The 16,950-nt window shown below is 69.1% G+C and carries 16 protein-coding genes; 10 read left to right on the top strand and 6 right to left on the bottom strand.

All coding sequences use genetic code 11. From position 1 onward, the window contains the following. Positions 1–158: 158 nt before the first annotated feature. Positions 159–875 carry a GAF and ANTAR domain-containing protein gene (locus AB0I77_RS17295; protein ID WP_363283397.1) on the bottom strand — a complete coding sequence of 239 codons (717 nt, stop codon included), beginning with the start codon at positions 873–875 and terminating at the stop codon, positions 159–161. A gap of 109 nt (positions 876–984) precedes the next feature. Between AB0I77_RS17295 and AB0I77_RS17290 the strand changes: the two genes are divergently transcribed. After that, complete coding sequence (locus tag AB0I77_RS17290; RefSeq protein WP_363283395.1) at positions 985–2,124, top strand: GAF domain-containing protein; 1,140 nt, start codon at positions 985–987, stop codon at positions 2,122–2,124. A 30-nt stretch (positions 2,125–2,154) separates the two neighbouring features. Here the strand turns inward: AB0I77_RS17290 and AB0I77_RS17285 are convergent, their stop codons facing one another. Continuing rightward, on the bottom strand, positions 2,155–2,952 hold the full coding sequence (locus tag AB0I77_RS17285) for an RNA polymerase sigma factor SigF (protein WP_363283394.1): 798 nt from the start codon (positions 2,950–2,952) through the stop codon (positions 2,155–2,157). Between the two features lie 256 nt (positions 2,953–3,208). Here AB0I77_RS17285 and AB0I77_RS17280 point away from each other — a divergent pair, with 256 nt between their 5' ends. After that, positions 3,209–5,005, top strand: a complete 1,797-nt coding sequence (locus tag AB0I77_RS17280) for a thiamine pyrophosphate-requiring protein (protein ID WP_363283393.1) — start codon at positions 3,209–3,211, stop codon at positions 5,003–5,005. A gap of 230 nt (positions 5,006–5,235) precedes the next feature. On the opposite strand, the gene AB0I77_RS17275 is transcribed toward AB0I77_RS17280, so the two are convergent. Both AB0I77_RS17275 and AB0I77_RS17270 read right to left on the bottom strand, forming a co-directional pair. Then, entirely contained in the window at positions 5,236–6,183 is a 948-nt protein-coding gene (locus AB0I77_RS17275) for an AAA family ATPase (protein ID WP_363283520.1), read from the bottom strand. A gap of 745 nt (positions 6,184–6,928) precedes the next feature. Continuing rightward, positions 6,929–7,666 (bottom strand): IclR family transcriptional regulator, encoded by a 738-nt coding sequence (locus tag AB0I77_RS17270; RefSeq protein ID WP_363283392.1) that lies wholly within the window; start codon positions 7,664–7,666, stop codon positions 6,929–6,931. Between the two features lie 156 nt (positions 7,667–7,822). Between AB0I77_RS17270 and AB0I77_RS17265 the strand changes: the two genes are divergently transcribed. The 8 genes from AB0I77_RS17265 to AB0I77_RS17230 all read left to right on the top strand — a co-directional run bounded on the left by AB0I77_RS17265 (position 7,823) and on the right by AB0I77_RS17230 (position 14,891). After that, positions 7,823–8,509: an SDR family NAD(P)-dependent oxidoreductase gene (locus tag AB0I77_RS17265; RefSeq protein WP_363283391.1), complete on the top strand. Its 687-nt coding sequence runs from the start codon at positions 7,823–7,825 to the stop codon at positions 8,507–8,509. Between the two features lie 121 nt (positions 8,510–8,630). Beyond that, positions 8,631–9,503 (top strand): MFS transporter, encoded by an 873-nt coding sequence (locus AB0I77_RS17260; protein WP_363283390.1) that lies wholly within the window; start codon positions 8,631–8,633, stop codon positions 9,501–9,503. A gap of 36 nt (positions 9,504–9,539) precedes the next feature. Next, positions 9,540–9,857 carry a hypothetical protein gene (locus AB0I77_RS17255; protein ID WP_363283389.1) on the top strand — a complete coding sequence of 106 codons (318 nt, stop codon included), beginning with the start codon at positions 9,540–9,542 and terminating at the stop codon, positions 9,855–9,857. 148 nt (positions 9,858–10,005) lie between these two features. After that, complete coding sequence (locus AB0I77_RS17250) at positions 10,006–11,004, top strand: SMP-30/gluconolactonase/LRE family protein (protein WP_363283388.1); 999 nt, start codon at positions 10,006–10,008, stop codon at positions 11,002–11,004. Positions 11,005–11,291: 287 nt separating this feature from the next. Beyond that, the gene (locus tag AB0I77_RS17245) at positions 11,292–12,410 is read left to right on the top strand and encodes an alpha/beta hydrolase (RefSeq protein ID WP_363283387.1); all 1,119 of its coding nucleotides are present in this window, start codon (positions 11,292–11,294) and stop codon (positions 12,408–12,410) included. 139 nt (positions 12,411–12,549) lie between these two features. Beyond that, entirely contained in the window at positions 12,550–13,272 is a 723-nt protein-coding gene (locus AB0I77_RS17240; protein ID WP_363283386.1) for an MFS transporter, read from the top strand. Between the two features lie 232 nt (positions 13,273–13,504). Continuing rightward, positions 13,505–14,203, top strand: coding sequence for an SDR family oxidoreductase (locus tag AB0I77_RS17235; protein WP_329254531.1), 699 nt, complete (start codon positions 13,505–13,507; stop codon positions 14,201–14,203). A 490-nt stretch (positions 14,204–14,693) separates the two neighbouring features. Then, positions 14,694–14,891 carry a hypothetical protein gene (locus tag AB0I77_RS17230; protein ID WP_363283385.1) on the top strand — a complete coding sequence of 66 codons (198 nt, stop codon included), beginning with the start codon at positions 14,694–14,696 and terminating at the stop codon, positions 14,889–14,891. Positions 14,892–14,918: 27 nt separating this feature from the next. Here AB0I77_RS17230 and AB0I77_RS17225 read toward each other — a convergent pair whose 3' ends face one another. Both AB0I77_RS17225 and AB0I77_RS17220 read right to left on the bottom strand, forming a co-directional pair. After that, positions 14,919–16,190 carry a ferric reductase gene (locus AB0I77_RS17225; RefSeq protein ID WP_363283384.1) on the bottom strand — a complete coding sequence of 424 codons (1,272 nt, stop codon included), beginning with the start codon at positions 16,188–16,190 and terminating at the stop codon, positions 14,919–14,921. After that, entirely contained in the window at positions 16,190–16,870 is a 681-nt protein-coding gene (locus AB0I77_RS17220; protein ID WP_363283383.1) for a flavodoxin, read from the bottom strand. The genes AB0I77_RS17225 and AB0I77_RS17220 overlap by 1 nt, the downstream gene beginning before the upstream one ends. Between the last annotated feature and the right edge of the window lie 80 nt (positions 16,871–16,950).

Genomic DNA, 16,950 nt, shown 5'->3' with positions numbered 1-16,950 from the left:
CACAGCCCGCCCACCGCCGGGTCGCGCGCGGCCGGACACCATTCGCGGGACGGGGACGGCCGAGCGGGTGACACGGCGGGTTTCGACGTGCCGCACGCCCCGGCTACCCCTCGGCTCGCTCCCCCTCGGCTCACTCCCCCCGGCTCACTCCCCCGGCCTCAGTTCAACAGCGAAGCCAGTTCCCTCTCCAGCCCCCGCCCCCGCCTGCCCACCACCGCCGCCGCGACCTCCGTCAGCTTGCGGTTCGTACCCTGCGAGATGCGCCGCAGTACGCCGAACGCGGCGTCGGCGTCGCAGCCCAGGACGTGCATGACGATGCCGCAGGCCTGGTCGACGACGGGGCGGGAGCGCAGGGCGGTGCCGAGCTGGTCGAGCTCGGTGAGCGCGGCCCGGTAGGAGCGGTCGCGGACGAAGCAGGTCGTGGCGAGGTCGCCGAGCGCGCGGGCGGGCCCGTGCGGGGCGTCCTGGAGGGCGCCGGGCCGGAAGCTGTAGAGGCTGAGGGCCACCGTCAGCGCGGAGCGGCGGAAGGGGATCGTCACGCTGGAGCGCACCCCGGAGTCGAGCGCCAGGGCGCGGTACTCCGGCCAGCGTTCCTCACGCAGCAGGTCCGCGCTGTCCACGGGCTCCCCGCGTTCGAGGGCGGCCGGGATGGGCCCGTCCCCGGAGCGGAGCTGCACGGCGACGAGCGCGGCGAGGTCGGGATGGGTGACGGCCGCGGGCGGTTCCCCGCCATCACCGCTCACCATGCCGCTGGCGCCGCAGCAGCCGTCGGTGCAGCGCACGGCCTGCTCGACCAGATCCGACAGCCGCCGTCCGGGCAGGGCGGACTCGGCAGACTCCGTTCCCCACAGGCCGGGGTGTTCGGTGTCCGGCATGCTGCCCTCCTCCTTTCCTGCGCCTTCCCGGTGACCCGGGCGGAAAACGGGCACCACGAGTTCTGTCCGCCCTGCCTCGGGCCACGAGGACGCGCGATACGTTCATCGCATGGCGCAGACGGACGAATTCGGTGAAGAGCTCGTGGACTTCGTACGCCGCGTCGCGGAACTCAAGTCGGCGCGGTCCGCGTCGGGCGGAGACCTGCCGACCGTGCTGGACGCGGCGATCTTCGAGCTCGATCACGTCGCCGACCAGCTGTGGCCGTGGTACGAGCGGCTCTCGGCGGGCGGAACCGCCCGCACCACCCCCGCCGACCGTGCCGACCGCCAGGAGCAGCAGCTGCTGCGCGCGGTGTTCCAGCGCTTCCCGCTGCCGGTGGCACTGGTGGACCGCGAGACGGTCGTACGCCGCCTGAACTTCGCGGCGACCGCCTTCACCGGCGTCCGCGCCGGATACGCGACCGGCCGTCCCCTGACGGGGCTCCTCGCGCACGCCGACCGGGCGGCGTTCCGTTCGCAGGCCGCGGCGGTGGCGCGCGGCGAGGGCGACCGGAGCCTGACGGTCCATCTCCAGCAGCGCCCGTCCGTTCCGGTGCACGCCACGCTCACCGCCGTACATCCGAGCGGTGAGCCGCGCACCACGGTCCTGGTGGTGTTACAGCCGGGCGGGCCGAAGCCTCCCGCCGAGCCGACCCTCGGGGAGGGCGCGAACGGTCCGCTGCCCGACCTCGCCGAGGCCACCCGGCACGCGGCCCTGATGGAGCTCCTGGACACGATGACCACGACCCTGCTGACCACGCCGCCCGGCGATCGCGGGGCGGTCCTGGAACGGGCGGCACGGGCGCTGCACGGCCGCTTCGCCGACTGGGTGATCGCCGACACGGGAGCCGCACACCTCGCCCGTACGACCGTCCTCGGCCCGTCGGGCAAGGAAGGGGCCACCGTGTCGGCCCAGGACCCGGCCACCTGCCCCCTCGTCGTCGAGGCGGCCCGGGGCGGCTCCACCGTGCTCCAGATCCGCCCGGAGGATCCCGAGGCCTTCGGCCATGACACGACCGGCGCCCCGGTCCTGGCCCAGGCGAACGTCACGTCGCTGCTGTGCGTACCGCTGCGAGTGGACGGCGCGGTACGAGGCGTGCTCACCTTGTTCCGCTGCGGCCCCCGCCTGGCCTTTTCCATGGCGGAGGCCCAGGCGATGGACATCATGTCCCGCCATGTGGCACTGGCCATGCGCCAAGACAGGTCCTAGACGGGTCCTAGACGGGTCCTAGACGGGGTCCTAGAAGGCGGCGTCCCGCAGAACCTGCTCCCGCACCCGGCCGCAGCACCGGCTGATCAGCCGGGACACGTGCATCTGCGAGATCCCCAGCTGCTCGGCGATCCGGCTCTGCGTCATGTCCCCGAAGAACCGCATGTACAGAATCGCCCGCTCACGTTCGGGCAGGGCGGCCAGCCGGGGCTTGACGGCCTCCCGGTCCACGACCGTGTCCAGTGCGGGATCGGACGAGCCGAGCGCGTCACTCAGCGAGTAGCCGTCCTCGCTGCCGGGCAGCTCCGCGTCCAGGGACAGCGCGGTGAAGCTCTCCAGGGCCTCCAGGCCCACCAGGACGTCTTCCTCGCTCATGTTCGCCCGCTCGGCGATCTCCGCGACCGTGGGCCTGCGGCCCGAGACGGTCTGGGACAGGTCCTGGCAGGCGAAGCGGACGCGATTGCGCAGGTCCTGGACCCGGCGCGGCACATGCAGGGTCCACATGTGGTCGCGGAAGTGCCGCTTGATCTCGCCGGTGATGGTCGGCACGGCGTAGCTCTCGAAGGCGTTGCCGCGCTCGGGGTCGTACCGGTCGACGGCCTTGACGAGGCCGAGGGCCGCCACCTGGCGCAGATCCTCGAAGGCCTCGCCGCGGCTTCGGAAGCGTCCCGCGAGCCGGTCGGCCATGGGCAGCCACGCCTCGACGATCTCCGCACGGAGCGTGTCGCGCTGATGCCCCGGGGGTAGCTCGGCGAGCTTGCGGAACGCCTCTGCCGTGTCGGGTGCGTCGTCGTGCGAGTGGTGCTTCGCGCTCACTTTGGTCGGCATGGTGCGTCGCAACTCCCTAGGAGGTGCTTTGGGATGGACGGTCACCGTGGGAGCGCGCCTGCGATTCGGACAGACGCGGCCGTGGCGGCGGATCGCCGCTCCCACGGACGTGCCTCCGGTCCGAAGCACTGAGAATGCGCCTGCCCGGCGCCCCCGGCCGCAAACACGGGGCAGGTTTTCCGGGGGCGTGCCGGGTGACTCGTAGAGCTGCTGCCTGTGTTTGTCGATTGTCTGTCGATGCCCGGGAGGTCCGTCCATGAGCACCAAGGTCTCCGACCACGTCCTTCAGCGGCTGCGCGAGTGGGGTGTGGAGCACGTCTTCGGTTATCCCGGCGACGGGATCAACGGACTGCTCGCCGCCTGGGGGCGGGCCGAGAACCAGCCGCGTTTCATCCAGTCCCGGCACGAGGAGATGTCCGCGTTCCAGGCGGTCGGCTACGCCAAGTTCAGCGGACGTGTCGGAGTGTGCGCGGCGACCTCGGGTCCCGGCGCGATCCACCTGCTCAACGGGCTGTACGACGCCAAGCTGGACCATGTGCCGGTGCTGGCGATCGTCGGCCAGACGAACCGCAGCGCGATGGGCGGCTCCTACCAGCAGGAGGTGGACCTGCACACGCTGTACAAGGACGTCGCCTCCGAGTTCGTGGAGACGGTGACGGTCCCCGAGCAGCTGCCGAACGTGCTGGACCGCGCGATCCGCACCGCGTACGCGCGCCGCTGTCCGACGGCGGTCATCATCCCCGGCGATGTGCAGGACCTCGACTACTCGCCGCCCACGCACGAGTTCAAGATGGTGCCCTCCAGCCTGGACCGCAGCGCCTGGACGGCGACTCCGTCGGAGGATTCCCTCCGGCGGGCGGCGGAGGTCCTCGACTCCGGTGACAAGGTGGCGATCCTGGTCGGCCAGGGCGCGGCCGGAGCGCGCGGCGAGGTGGAGCGGATCGCCGAACTGCTCGGCGCCGGCGTGGCCAAGGCGCTGCTCGGCAAGGACGTCCTGAGCGACGAACTGCCGTATGTCACCGGCGCGATCGGGTTGCTGGGCACGCGTCCGTCTTACGAGCTGATGCGGGACTGCGACACCCTGCTGACCGTCGGGTCGTCCTTCCCGTACACGCAGTTCATGCCGGACTTCGGCAAGGCGCGGGGCGTGCAGATCGACATCGATCCGCACATGGTGGGGATGCGCTATCCGTACGAGGTGAATCTCGTCGGCGACGCGAAGGCGACCCTTCAGCGGCTGATCCCGATGCTGGACGCGGACCGCGGCGGGCGCGAGTGGTACGACACGGTGTGCGCCAACGTGTCGCGCTGGCGCGGGGTGATGGAGCGGCGGGCGGGCCTGTCGGCCCACCCGATCAACCCGGAGTACGTCGCCCACACCCTGGATCCGCTGCTGCCGGACAACGCGATCATCACCTCCGACTCGGGCTCGGCGGCGAACTGGTACGCACGGCACCTGACCATGCGGCCCGGTATGCGCGGCTCGTTGTCCGGGACGCTGGCGACGATGGGCTGCGGTGTGCCGTACGCGATCGGCGCGAAGTTCGCGCACCCGCACCGGCCGGTGATCGCGCTGGTCGGGGACGGCGCGATGCAGATGAACGGGCTGGCGGAGCTGATCACGGCCGCGAAGTACCGCGACCTGTGGGAGGACCCGCGGCTGCTCGTCGCCGTCTGGAACAACCACGACCTCAACCAGGTGACCTGGGAGATGCGGGCCATGGAGGGTGCCCCGTCCTTCCTGCCCTCGCAGGAGATCCCGGACGTGCAGTACGCGGCGTTCGCCCGCACGCTCGGGCTGACCGCGGTGCGGGTGGAGAAGCCTGAGGACGTCGAGGCGGGCTGGCGCGCCGGTCTGGAGGCGGACGGCCCGGCGGTGATCGAGTTCCTCACCGACCCGGCCGTACCGCCGGTCCCGCCGCATGCCACCTGGGAGCAGATGGAGTCGACGGCCGCCTCGATCCTGAAGGGCGACGCGGACCGCGGGCCTGTGGTCAAGCAGGGGTTCAAGGCGAAGGTGCAGGAGTTCCTGCCGGGCCGGGAGAAGAAGTAGGCGAGTGTGTGTTGAACCGCAGTGAGTAGTTCAGTTGCGCACGAAACAGTTCAGCGGGTAGTTCAGTAGCGCACTGAACTGTTCAGTGCCGTCTGTCGATTCTGTCCCTTCACATCGAACCGTGGCTTGCCGCACGGATCTGTGCACCGAGCTTGCGGTGCGAGGGCCGGGGCAAGTTCGAATGAGGCGGTGTCCCACCTTGGGGCGGCTCTTGCCTCAGTTTGTCCCAATCAGCGGACATCGCCCCCGGTGGGGGCGCATAGACTCAACATCACGCCCCCACCTGCTTCCGCTGCGTGAGATGGTCGTGCCCATGCGAAAAGGTGCGGTGATCTCACTCCCCGCCTGTCAGTAGTGATCGCCATCGCGGGATATGACCAACCCGAAACTGACCACCGGCAGTATTTGGCGGCTCTACCCACGCTCGGGGGGCCGCATCCGAACATGCGTGTGGGTCGCTTGAGGTACTCGGACTTTGACGGGTGGAAGTAGAGGATCTGCCCGCGCACGGGGCTACATCTCGCATCAGTGTGTCTTGGCACGTGCCCAGGACGGTGATGCCGTGGGCGGTGGCGACTTTGGTGATCGCGCTGAGCACTTCGCGGCGGTGTTCTTGGCCCAAGGAGTCGCCTAGTTCTGGACCCCTTAGCATGGCGGGCTGCTTGGCGAGTGTCCGTTGACGGACTGCATCTGCGTTGCGATAGAACGCAGACGGTCGGCAAGTTCTGGCTGGTCGTACCGGGTGAAGATCTGGGTTCACGTGCGGCACCGTCCAGGGCTGGCCCCTGCCCATCGCGGCCGGTGCGGGTGGTCATCGCGACGCGGTGGGGACGCAGCGGGTCCATCAACTCCGCTTTGACGGTGACGTAGAGGGCGACGTTGCCCTCCTCGTCCGTGGTGAGCAACTCAAGGAAGACGGCCTGTTCTTCCGTTGTGAGGTCCTTGAACCCGCAGGTGATCTTGAAAGTGCCCGCGCGGCCGCCGGGTCCGACGTGGAAGTCGTCGCGTGTGATGCGGTAGAAGTCAGCCGCGGTCGTCAGCAGGCACAGGCGGATCGCGTCGATGATGGCCGTCTTGCCGCTGTCGTTCTCGCCGACGAGGACGTTCGCGGCGGGACCGAAGTCCAGGCGCAGGCTGGCGTCCTTGTCGCCTTCCTTCTGCGGCGCCGCGCCGAAGATCCGGAAGTTCTCCGCATACAGACAGGCAAGTACACCGACATCCCCCGAGCGATGAGGCCCGCGCCCTCGACGACACAGGCGGTTGTAACCGCCTCAAGTGCCTTAAACGAATCCCTCCCCATGGCTGGAAATGGACACGTCAGGTAGCCCAACTCCAGGCAGCAGTGCGCGACCGTCATTGCGGCACAGCGGCAGGGGGAGATGGACCCTCACGACTGATAGGTGCCACAGCAGGGCGCCTCCTACGCACAGGACGCGTCGACACCGCACGGAGTGAGCGCCTCTACGGGTTCGTGCGCACCTCCTGCGCGGGGCCCGATCAGCAAATCCGGCGGGCCAGGCAAGCATGATCCGAAGACCGTCCAGGCGCTCTCACGGCACGCCCGCTTCACCGAAACATGGGATACCCATGCGCGCCCACCGAGGGCGACAGAAGGCCTGCGCGTAACCGCGTTCGGCGATGCCTTCCGCTCAATGCAGCAGAGCAGGGGCCGAGTTGCAGCACGGTCACCAGTGTGCCGGAGAGAACCCGGATTACCACGTCGACGCCCTATGCGCGAGCTGATCCGCAAACGGCCCTGGCTGACGGTCTTCCGCTTCCCGACCTACACCCCGACCTCAATCCGGCCGAGGGTGGTCTGGGCGCACCTGAAGAAGAGCCTGCGCCCAGACCACCGGACCGATTACGCCGTAAGGCCGGCGCGCTCTCACATGCGCTGGCTTTCCGCTTTCGAGTGGTTCAGGGTCACAGCCATTCCTGGTTGGCCGGTCGCACTTTGTCCAGTGCCTCGCGGATCTTCTGGCCGATCGTGATGAGGCGTGATTCCGGGAGGCGGGTGGTGGGCCCGGCGACGGCGATCGCGGCGCGTGGGGTGACCGCGACCGCGACACACGAGATACCTGCCTGCTGGCTGTCCAGGTCGAGGGCGAAGCCGTGGTGCTTGGCGTCGGCGATCTCCTGCGCGTGGCGTTCCCACCGATCCGGGTCATCGGCGCGGACCAAGTGGGCGAGGTCTGCGTCGGCTGCGAGCAGGGCGTGGCCGAGCGCCTCGCCGATCAGTGGCTTTCGCTCGCCGGGCCTGACGGCGAGGTGCAGGGGCTGGTCCGATTGCACGGCGTCCACGCACAGGTAGTCGGTGCCGGTGGCGAACGCGAGGAAGGTGGACTCACCCGATGCCTGGCTCACGTTTTTGAGCACGGGCCGGATGCGGGCGCGCAGCGCGTGCTCCACCTCGGCGTCCAGGCGCAGCAGGCGGTTGAGCTTGCCGGTCAGCCGGTAGGCGGCGCCCTTCTTGTCCTGGGTGATGTAGCCGAGCCCTTCGAGGGAGGCGAGCAGATTGTGGGCGGTGCTGCGGTTCAGGCCGGCGCCGTCGGCGAGTTCGCTCAATCGCGCGCCTTCGGGGTGCGTCGCGATGCGTTCCAGCAAGTCGAAGGCCCGCTGTACGGACTGGAGAACGCGGCCTGATGATTCCCGAGATTCCATAATGTTGAACTCTAGCAGATTGAGACCCTAATTGTTTGACATCGTGAACTCACAGAGCCAAGGTGGTGATCGAGGGCGCGTCCGTAGTGGACGCCGCATCAGCGGCCGTACCGGCCGGCCCCCAGCCATCGCCCCCCGTAGGAAAGAGACACAGGTATGTCACGCGTCATCCTCATCACCGGCGCGAACCGCGGCATCGGCCGCGAGCTCGCCGCCCAGTTCGCCGCGGACGGCGACACCGTGCTGCTCAGCGCCCGCAACGGCGACGCCGCAGCGCAGGCATCCGCAGAGATCGGCGGCGACACCCACCCGGTCCAGCTCGACGCCTCGGACCCGGCGAGCATCAAGACCGCGGCGCAGAAGGTCGAGGCCGAGCACGGCCGTCTTGACGTGCTGGTCAACAACGTCGGTGGCATCTTCGACTACGCCCAGCAGGCATCCACCGCCGACCTCGGCGTGGTGCAGGAAGCGCTGGAGATCAACCTCTTCAGCACGTGGCGTGTCACCCAGGCCATGCTGCCGCTGCTGCGCAAGGCGCAGGGTGCCCGCATCGTCAACGTGTCCAGCGAGGCCGCGTCGCTGGCGCGCATGGGGGCGAGCACTCCTGCTTACGGCGCGTCCAAGGCGGCTCTGAACGCGCTGACCCGTTCGCTGGCCGCGGAGCTCGCCGAGGACGGGATCACCGTTCACGCCGCGAGCCCAGGCTGGACGGCGAGTGATCTCGGTGGTGAGGGCGGCCGTCCCCTCGCGGAGGGCGCGGCCAGCATCAAGCACGTCGTCAACCTGCCCGCCGAGGCGGGCACCGGCGCCTTTTACCAGGACGAGCAGATCCTGCCCTGGTAACACCCGATGCGCGGGGTCAGCACCGAGAATGGGGTCCTGGCCTTGCCGCCCTTTCAAGGGCGGGGCGCCGGCGGTCGGCGACCGGACAAGCCCCCGCCCGCACCCCGAAGGCGCGGAGACCATGACGGACAACTCACCCGCACATTCACACACGTCCAGCCAGAGCCCCGCGCGGGAGCTCTCCCGGCCACTGGTGCCGGTGTTGTGGCTCGTGCTCATGGCGTCGCCGGTGGCCGCCGCGAACAACGCGACGGTGCTCATCCTCGACGACATCGGCACCGCGCTGGACACGACCGCCGCGACCGCTTCCTGGCTCGCCACCGTGTTCGCGCTCGTCCTGGCGGTTGCGACACCGCTGCAAGCCGCGCTCATGAGGCATCGCGGCAGGCACACGGTGCTCTTCACGAGCGCCGCGCTCGTCGCCGCCGGCACGCTCTTCGTCCTGTTCTCGCCCTGGCTGCCCCTGGCCGTGGCCGGACGGGCCACCCAGGCCGCCGGCGGAGCCGGCCTGAACGTGCTCGCCATCGCCCTGGCCGGCAGCGCCCGCAGGATCGGCGCCATCAGCGCCGCGATGGGGCTGTTCGGTGCGGTCAGTCCGCTGATCGGCACCCAGCTCACCGACGTCCTGTCGTGGCGCGTCGCGCTCTCCATGCTGGCGATCACGCTGATCGCCGTACCCGCCGTCAGCCGCCGCGCCGCACCAGGCGCAGCCGGCACAGACCGTTTCGACGCGTGGGGCGCGCTGCTGGTCGCGGTGCTCTCCGGAAGCGTCGTGATGGTCGCCTCGAACCCGCTGCCGGCCCTGGCAGCGACGGCCATCTCGATCATCTGGCTCATCATCCATACGCGCCGCCGCCCCGACGGTTATGTGCCCGTGGCCACGATCCGATCGGCGAGGTTCCAGACCGCCACCTGCCTGACACTCGCTCTCTCCGCGGGGTACTTCACCCTGCTGTTCGTCATCCCCCAGCTGCTCATCACCCGCGCCCACTGAACCAAAGACGCCGCCGCCACCGGGCAGCTCGTCGCGATGGTCCTGGCCTCGCTCGCCACCCTCGCATTCACCTCCATCGCCGCCCGGTTCTCCCGCACGAACGTACGGATCGTCCTCGCCGCAGCCGGGACCGCCGCCGCACTCGCCGCGGTCCTCGCGAGTGCGCCGGTTCTCCTCCTGGCCGGGATCTTCCTGGCGCTGTTCACCGCCACCTCGGCCAACGCCACCCAGGTCATCGCGGCCACGGCCTCCGTGCCCGAACAGGACAAGCCGACAGCGATCGGGCTGTTCACCCTGCTCTACCTCCTCGGCGGCGCGATCGGCCCCGCGCTCGCCTCCGCACTGGTGCTCTGAACGCAAACGGCAGCCGGCGTCGCGCGACACGGGCCCGTCCGCCACGGCGCCGGCACACACACCCGATGCCACCCCGCAGGGGCGCATCCGCGCCCCACCTGACAGGTGGGGCCAGGACTCACCCGAACTCACACAACAGGAAGACGCCATGCGCACAATCCTCTGGAAGCGTTCGCCCGCCCGTGTCCTGAAGGGCGTACCCGTCACGTTCCTCGCAGCGGGACTGCTCGTCGCGGGTTCCCACACGGCAACCTCTGCTGTGGCCGCCACCCCCACCGCCCACCACGTGGCCTTGCAGGACAAGGTGATCACCCTGCCCGGCGCCACCTCCGCCGAGGGCATCGCGGCAGGCAAGGGCACGACCTTCTACGCCGGCGACCTCTACGCCGGAGACATCTACCGCGGTGACATCCGCACCGGCACCGCCGAACGCTTCATCGACGCCCCCGCCGGCCGGGCAGCAGTGGGCATGAAGGCCGACACACGCCACGGTCTGCTCTTCGTCGCCGGCGACAAGAGCGGCCAGGCCTACGTGTACAGCACCTCCACCGGTGCAGAGGTCGCCACCCTCCAACTCGCCGTCCCCGGCACCACCAGCCTCATCAACGACGTGGCGCTCACCGCGGTCGGCGCCTGGTTCACCGACTCCGCGCAGGCCAAGCTCCACTTCGTGCCCGTCAGCAAGCAGGGCACCCTGGGACAGGTCCGCACCCTCGACGTCACCGGCCCGGCCGCTGAGCTGAGCGGCGAGTACAACCTCAACGGGATCGAGACCACGCCCGACGGCAAGACGCTGATCGTCGGTCACTTCGCGAACCAACGGATCTACACGGTCGACCCGGACACCGGGGCCTCCGCAGTGATAAGGGGCGTCAAGGCACCCAACGCCGACGGTCTCGTGCTCCACGGCCGGGATCTGTGGGTGGTGGAGGGCTTCGACAACAAGATCTCCCGCTTCCGCCTCAGCGGCGACCTGCGCAGCGGCACCCTGGAGAAGGAGATCACCAGCCCGGCCTACGGCGTCCCGGCCACCGCGGCGCGCTTCGGCCCTCTGCTCGCCGCGGTGAACGCCCACTTCGACACCCGCCCCACGCCGCAGGACCCGCCCGCCTCACCCACCTACGAAGTGGTCGTCACCAAGTCCTGACCCCGACCACTGCACCCGAGGCCGCCGCCGCGCAGACGCCGTCCGCCCGAGGCGCCTGCACCAATTGGGCCGCCCTCGGACATGGCGGCGGCCTGGCCGAGGCGTCGGTGTGCTGCGGCTTCCTCGCTACGACACACACCCCGCGGGGTGGGGGGTCGAGCTTGTCCCCCCTATAAATGCGACCTGCCACGCCTGGCGCAGAAGCGGTTTCCTGAAATCGCGCCTCGGTCACGAGATCACCGACCGTCGCGCCCTTTCCTCCACCGATCGAGTTTGAGGTCGCCTCCATGGAACGTCGTAAAGCGCTCGGACTGATCGCCTCTACCGGCGCCGCCTCCGTCGCGGCTGTGCCCTCCTTCGGTGCGGAGACGAGCCGCGCCGCGGGCGCTACAGGACAGGGCAAGGCCACGGACAAGGGCGGCTACACCTTCGCACTGGACAAGAACGTCAAGCGGTCCTCCGTGCGGTTCAAGAACCGCTACGGCATCGAGGTCGCTGCGGACCTCTACGTGCCGAAGAACGCCAGGGGCAAGCTGCCCGCCCTGGTGGTCAGCGGCCCGATCGGCGCGGTCAAGGAACAGTCCTCGGGGCTCTACGCCAACGAGTTCGCCCGTCGCGGCTACGTCGCCCTTGCCTTCGACCCCTCCTTCTCCGGGGAGAGCGGCGGCACGGTGCGCGATGTGGCCTCGCCAGACATCTACACCGAGGACTACAGCGCCGCCGTCGACTTCCTCGGCCTGCAGAAGATCGTCGACCGCAAGCGGATCGGCGCGCAGGCCGTCTGCGGCTTGAGCGCTATGGCGCTCACCGCGGCGGCTGCAGACAGCCGTATCAAGGCGGTCGCCACGGCCTCGATGTACGACATGTCGCGCAGCATGTCCCGCGGCCACAAGGACTACTACACACGTGAGCAGCGCCAGAAGGTCGTGGACCACCTCAGCCGGCAGCGCTGGATCGACGCCGAGAACGGCACCTACGCGCGACTCTCACACGAGGTCCCCTTCGACGACAACGGCAACGTCGCCCCCACAAACCGCGTCCTTCCCGAGACCCTCCCGACAGACGCCGACCCGATTACGGCGATCTTCTTCGACTACTACCGCACCGAGCGCGGCTACCACCCGCGCTCGATCAACTCCACCACCGCATTCACCGGCACCACGCCGATGTCGTTCTTCGCTTTCCAGCTGGCGACGAACATCGACATGCTGGCACCCCGCAAGGCCCTCCTGGTGGCAGGCGCCGACGCGCACTCCCGTTACTACTCCGAGGACATCCAGGCCAAGGCACCCGACAACATCGACCTCGTAATCGTCCCAGGCGCGGACCACGTCGACCTGTACGACCGCAAAGACCTCATCCCCTTCGACAGGTTCGACGAGTTCTTCACCAAGAACCTCGCCTGACCGAAAGCGCCCCCGACAGGCCGGTACCACCACCGGCCTGTCAGATGAGCCCCCACGGCGGAAGCGGCCCCTCGGAAACGGATACAGGGCCCCTGCCCATCGACCGGCCCGGGTGGAAGCGGTCGCGGGATCCCTCTCGATGGTCCGGGCCTTCGCACCCCAGATCGTGGCGGGCGGCGGTGGCGCGATCCTGAACATCCTGTCCGGCCTGTCATGGGTCAGCTTCCCGGAGGCCGGCGCCTACTGCGCCGACAAGTCCGCACAGTGGGGGCTCTCCGGAAGCGTCGTGATGGTCGCCTCGAACCCGCTGCCGGCCCTGGCAGCGACGGCCAACTCAATCATCTGGCTCATCATCCATACGCGCCGCCGCCCCGACGGCTATGTGCCGATGACGACAATCCGGTCCGCGCGGTTCCAGACCGCCACCTGCCTGACACTCGCTCTCTCCGCGGGGTACTTCACCCTGCTGTTCGTCATCCCCCAGCTGCTCATCACCCGCGCCCACTGGACCAAAGACGCCGCCGCCACCGGGCAGCTCGTCGCGATGGTCCTGGCCTCGCTCACCACCCTCGCATTCACCTCCATCGCCGCCCGGTTCTCCCGCACGAACGTACGGATCGTCCTCGCCGCAGCCGGGACCGCCGCCGCACTCGCCGCGGTCCTCGCGAGTGCGCCGGTTCTCCTCCTGGCCGGGATCTTCCTGGCGCTGTTCGCCGCCACCTCAGCCAACGCCACCCAGGTCATCGCGGCCACGGCCTCCGTGCCCGAACAGGACAAGCCGACAGCGATCGGGCTGTTCACCCTGCTCTACCTCCTCGGCGGCGCGATCGGCCCCGCGCTCGCCTCCGCACTGGTGCTCTGAACGCAAACGGCAGCCGGCGTTGCGCGACACGGGAGCGCGGTGACTCGCGCGGTGTTACGAGCGGTTCCGATCACCTCGAAGCCCGACACGACGAGGGCGCGGGCCGCCTCCTTGTCTTGCGGTCACCAGGCTCATAGGATTATGAGCGTACTTTAATTGCTCGAGGGAGCCCATCAGCAGGCGCAGCCGATGCGCCGCCACAGCGCCCTTCCCACATCGCGAGGAGCTTTTCATGGACCTCTCCACCAGCACCGCCCTCGTCACCGGAGCCAACCGGGGCCTGGGCCGGGCCCTCGCCACCGAGTTGCTCAGCCGCGGCGCCACGGTCTACGCCGGCGCCCGCAACCCCGACCAAGTCGACCTGCCCGGCGCCAAGCCGATCGCGATCGACATCACCGACCCCGCCTCCGTCGCGGCCGCCGCCCAGGCCACCGGCGACGTGACCGTCCTGATCAACAACGCAGGGTCCTCCACCGGGGCCGATCTACTGGCCGCCGGCCTGAACGACATCCGCCTGGAGATGGACACCCACTACTTCGGCACCCTCTCGGTGGTCCGGGCCTTCGCACCCCAGATCGCAGCGGGCGGCGGTGGCGCGATCCTGAACATCCTCTCGGGCCTGTCCTGGTTCAGCTTCCCGGAGGCCGGCGCCTACTGCGCCGCCAAGTCCGCACAGTGGTCACTCACCAACACCCTGCGCCTCCAACTCGCCGACCAGGGCATCCGCGTCGCCGGCCTGCACGTCGGCTACATGGACACCGACATGGCCCGGGCCGTCGACGCGCCCAAGTCCGACCCCGCCGACATCGCCCGCATCGCCATCGACGGCATCGCCGCCGGCGCCTACGAGATCCTCGCGGACGACGCCGCCCACCAGGCACAGGCCGCACTGTCGGGGGGCGTCTCGACGCTCTACCCCCAGCTTCCCTGAAAACCAGCGGCCGGGAATCCACCCGGTCCAGTGAGCACCAGAACCAACGGCACAGACCGAGGGCGTGCACTCAAAGCAGGCCGGGCTCGCGGGTGGCGTGCTGACACCGCTATAAAATTTCCCCACTGTCCTCTTCGCCGTCCTGCCCACGCTCCCCAGCGACGCCTCGCCCCCTGGCAGCCCTTGCCGTCGCGGCCCCTCTCCTGAAACACGCGGGCGGGTGCGGATGGACGGCGTCGCCTGAGTTTCGGCCCACCAGGACCGTATCTCGACGGGCCTCCGTCCAGAGGCGGCATGCTCGGTGTTTCGCCTGGGACGCGGCTCCGCACTTGTCCCTCAACGCAGCACATTGACCAGCGGGCGCCCCGGCGTCCTCGTTCCGCACCGCGGTTCTGCTGGCGGCGGCGAGACCACGGGGCCCCAGGATGCGCCGGCACCCCAGCAAGTCCCCATAGCTTCCTGGGCGGCGGCCGACTTCACTTTGATCCGCGTGCGCGACTCTGTGCCGCCTGATGGCCCGCTCCCCGCAGAAGTCGGACGGCTGTTCTCGCGCCGCCCCGAGCAGAGCATCCCTGCGGCGGCATTCACCGGCGACAGCATGAACTGGCACGGCGGCGGTGGCTGCGCCGACGTTGGGTGCGTGACCACGATCAAGATCTTGATCCTCACGTCAGCGAACTATCCATGACGGCCGCTGAGTTGGCATGAGCCGGAACTACATCGTGAGTCGCTCGTGGTGGGTGCGGCCTCTTGATACCCCGATGCGGCGCAGCGTGCGTTGGGTGGCCAGCACGGCTGGGTTGGGCCCGACGACGAAGAATGCCCCACGCGCGACCTCCTCGTCGGACAGGGCATGGGTCAGATCGTCTCGGGTGAACCGCCCGGTCCGGACAGTGACGGTGAGGCGACCGCCGCTGAGGTTTTCGTACTCCTGCAGAAGGGTGTCGTAGTAGGCGTCCTCGGGACGGCGGACCGACCAGAGCAGGTGAATGCGCCGATCCCCTCGATGGGCTGCGATCAGACCTAGCAGCGGTGCGACACCTGCGCCCATGCCGACGAGCACGAGCGGTGCACCGACAGGGTGTTGCCGGACAGTCTGGTCGAACTGTCCGAACGGCCCTTCCAGGCGTACTGGTGTTCCGGGCGCGACGCCGCCGGCCTTGCGGGTGTAGTCGCCGGTCTGCCGGATCGTGAACGTCAGGGTGTCGTGACGGTCGTCGGTCGCGGAGAAGGGATGCCACTCCCGGCCGATGCCCGGGTCCTCGAACCGGAGGAAGTAGAAGTCGCCGGGCCGTGACGTCGTCGACGTACGGTCGAGTGTGACCGCCAGCCTGCGGGTCGCCCGGTTCAGTGCGACGTTGTCCTGCACTCTTCCCGTGAGGTAGCTGTCTGGTGCGATCCACTTCTTCCAGACGTGGATACCGAGCACCACAACCGTGTGAAGGTCGAAGAGGACCATGAACGCGAAGTGCTGGGCCACCCGGTCGATCACGTGGACGTGCAGCCAGATCAGGAGGACGGCGGCCAGGTTGAGCCGATGTATCCAGACCGAGAGCTGGTGCCGGAAGGCGAGTTCGAGCCGGCTCTTCACCTTCAGCAGGAGAGGCGACCTGTCGGTCAGCCATCCGCTCATGAACAGGAGCGAATAGCACAGCACCGCGAACGCCGCCCAGAACGCCCAGTCACCGAGGTCCCTGGCCCAGGTGCTCGGGGCGAAGGTGTTCTCGCGGTGCAGATATGCCGGGATGAGGGCGAGGATGCCGAGCACACCGTGCAGCGCGTAGATGTGCCGCAGCCCTACTGCCCGGTCCAGCCAGGACGGGCGCACACTGAGCAGGATCGCCAGCAGCCACCAGCAGTACGCGACCAGCCCCAGGGATATGTAGAGCCGCATGTTCGTCACGTCCGTGAGCTGGGCGTTCAGCGTGAGCACGAGGGGCAGCGGGAACACCGCGACAAGGCCCCACAGCAGTAGCGTCCTGGCCATCAGAACCCCAGTTCTTCCAGCCAGGAGTTGACCTGGGTCCGGGTGCCGTCAGGATCGCGGTAGACCTGCTGGCCCTGCCGGGCGTAGCCGTCCAGGACGTCTGCCTGGGGGTAGTAGCGCTCGAGGATTTCAAGTGAGTTACCGAACTGCGAGCCTTCGTGGGTGACGAAGGGGACGATCCTGGCGCCGTTCAGATCGTGATCCCGCATGAAGGTCTGCATCGCCATCGGCTGTTCGCCCCACCAGACCGGGAAGCCGAGGAAGACTGTGCCGTATTGGTCGGTGTCGGGTGTGCCGGGCTTGATGGGACGGTAGAGGCGCTCACTCGCCTCGCGTTGCGCCATCCTGTCGGTCTCGTCGTAGTCGGCGGGGTATGGCTCGGCCGGGACGACCTCGTATCTGCCCCCGCCGACTCGGTCGTGGATGAATCCGGCGACCTGGGCGGTGTTGCCGACTTCGAGGTTGAGGTCGGGGAAGTTCCTGCCGGTCTTGGAGTAGAAGACGACCAGGGTCTTGTTGCCCCGCCTCGGTGGGGTGCCCCCGGCGTTGACCGGGGAGATGCCCGGCCAGCCAGGGTCGGACGCGTTCTGCCAGTTCACGGCCAGGAGCCCCGCTGCGGCAGCGGAGCCGGCGGTGATCAGTCCCAGCAGTTTGCGGCGGCTGACGCCGTGCGGATTCACGGCCGACCCCCTCGACGACGCCGACGTACTGTGTCCCATGGGGTGGGGCCGTCGATGGTGTCCACGCCGCGGTAGGGCCA

It is taken from the genome of Streptomyces sp. NPDC050619 (assembly GCF_040654815.1).
Taxonomy (GTDB): Bacteria; Actinomycetota; Actinomycetes; order Streptomycetales; family Streptomycetaceae; genus Streptomyces.
The sequence above is the reverse complement of the archived record's forward strand: the minus strand, read 5'-3'. Positions and strand labels throughout refer to the sequence as shown.

Bases quoted from the DNA above. Each gene is read 5' to 3' on its own strand.
- AB0I77_RS17295 (WP_363283397.1), bottom strand. From the start codon at position 875: ATGCCGGACACCGAACACCCCGGCCTGTGGGGAACGGAGTCTGCCGAG.
- AB0I77_RS17290 (WP_363283395.1), top strand. From the start codon at position 985: ATGGCGCAGACGGACGAATTCGGTGAAGAGCTCGTGGACTTCGTACGC.
- AB0I77_RS17285 (WP_363283394.1), bottom strand. From the start codon at position 2,952: ATGCCGACCAAAGTGAGCGCGAAGCACCACTCGCACGACGACGCACCC.
- AB0I77_RS17280 (WP_363283393.1), top strand. From the start codon at position 3,209: ATGAGCACCAAGGTCTCCGACCACGTCCTTCAGCGGCTGCGCGAGTGG.
- AB0I77_RS17270 (WP_363283392.1), bottom strand. From the start codon at position 7,666: ATGGAATCTCGGGAATCATCAGGCCGCGTTCTCCAGTCCGTACAGCGG.
- AB0I77_RS17265 (WP_363283391.1), top strand. From the start codon at position 7,823: ATGTCACGCGTCATCCTCATCACCGGCGCGAACCGCGGCATCGGCCGC.
- AB0I77_RS17260 (WP_363283390.1), top strand. From the start codon at position 8,631: ATGACGGACAACTCACCCGCACATTCACACACGTCCAGCCAGAGCCCC.
- AB0I77_RS17255 (WP_363283389.1), top strand. From the start codon at position 9,540: ATGGTCCTGGCCTCGCTCGCCACCCTCGCATTCACCTCCATCGCCGCC.
- AB0I77_RS17250 (WP_363283388.1), top strand. From the start codon at position 10,006: ATGCGCACAATCCTCTGGAAGCGTTCGCCCGCCCGTGTCCTGAAGGGC.
- AB0I77_RS17245 (WP_363283387.1), top strand. From the start codon at position 11,292: ATGGAACGTCGTAAAGCGCTCGGACTGATCGCCTCTACCGGCGCCGCC.
- AB0I77_RS17240 (WP_363283386.1), top strand. From the start codon at position 12,550: ATGGTCCGGGCCTTCGCACCCCAGATCGTGGCGGGCGGCGGTGGCGCG.
- AB0I77_RS17235 (WP_329254531.1), top strand. From the start codon at position 13,505: ATGGACCTCTCCACCAGCACCGCCCTCGTCACCGGAGCCAACCGGGGC.
- AB0I77_RS17225 (WP_363283384.1), bottom strand. From the start codon at position 16,190: ATGGCCAGGACGCTACTGCTGTGGGGCCTTGTCGCGGTGTTCCCGCTG.